The organism is Oribacterium sp. NK2B42 (assembly GCF_000424445.1).
GTDB lineage: Bacteria > Bacillota > Clostridia > Lachnospirales > Lachnospiraceae > Oribacterium.
In genome coordinates this window covers 1-1,258 of the sequence record NZ_AUJX01000102.1, presented here as the reverse complement: position 1 = coordinate 1,258, position 1,258 = coordinate 1, and the positions used below count along the sequence as shown (strand labels likewise).

Here is a 1,258-nt window from a genome sequence, read left to right as displayed (position 1 = left end):
GAAAAACTTGATAGCGTATAAGCTATGAAATATAATGAGACAGTAATTGGAAAGAGTATCTGTGATATTGAAGAATGGGTATGGTTCCTGGCTTTAATACACGGTATTTTTTTAGTGAGCCGGATAGATCTGCATCAGTATGTAAGAGATAAACGATGAAAAACATGCGTTTATAGAGTCGGATAGATGTGCATCTATGTGTCAGATATTAAGGCTCAAAAACAGCGTTAATAGATGAGGAGGAAATTATGAAAAAGAACAAATTAGTAAGGCTTGTAGCGGCAGCAGTGCTTGCCGGATCTGTACTTGTGGGCTGCGGAAGTTCAAAAACAGAGACAACTGAAGCTGCTGCAACAGCAGCAGAAGCAGTAACCGAGGCTTCGACAGAAGCTGTTGCCGAAACATCAGAAGAGAGCAGGACTGAGACAGAAGCAGCAACTGAGGCAGCAGCTGAAAGCACACAGGAAAAGAAAGCAGACGAAGAATCAAAGGAAGGGGAGGCCTCAGCTTCAGGCGAGACAGCCGAGACAGAAGCATTCGGAGACACCTCTGAAGGAGCAGTAAGAATTGGTTCTCTCAAGGGACCTACTACTATGGGGCTTGTAAATCTCATGAATGAGGTTGAGAACGGTGAAAAGAGCGGTTATCTCTTCGAGATGCAGACGCAGCCGGATGTTATCCTCGGTAAGCTTGTGAAGGGAGAACTTGATATCGCACTTATACCTGCAAACCTTGCAGCCATTGCTTACAACAAAACAGAGCAGGGAGTCAGTGTTATAGATATAAACACACTTGGCGTCCTTTACTGTGTTACAGCAGATGACAGCATCAAGTCAGTTAAGGATCTTTCCGGAAAGACACTTCTTTCCACAGGCCAGGGTGCAACACCTGAGTATGCAATCAACTACCTTCTTGATAAAAATGAAGTAACAGACTGCACTCTTGAGTTCAAGTCTGAAGCAACTGAGATTGCAGCCCTACTTCAGAATGACCCTAACCTGATCGCAGTTCTTCCTCAGCCCTTTGTGACTGTAGCGATTGCCCAGAATGATCAGCTTAAGGTTGCTTTCTCTCTTACAGATGAGTGGGATGCAGTTTCACCTGAATCAAAACTCCTCACCGGAGTTACAGTTGTTCGCAACGATTTTCTTTTAGCCAATGCTGACAAAGTGGAGGCCTTCATCGAGGATCACAAGTTAAGCACCGAAAAGGCCAATGAAGACATCGAAGGTACATCGGAGCTTGTTGCAAAGTACGG

Annotated in this window: 1 protein-coding gene; it reads left to right on the top strand. The window is 44.6% G+C overall.

Features of this window, described 5'->3' with window-relative positions:
* Positions 1-248: 248 nt before the first annotated feature.
* The coding region (locus tag G625_RS0114680; RefSeq protein ID WP_029201689.1) for an ABC transporter substrate-binding protein at positions 249-1,258 on the top strand (1,010 nt) is incomplete at its 3' end.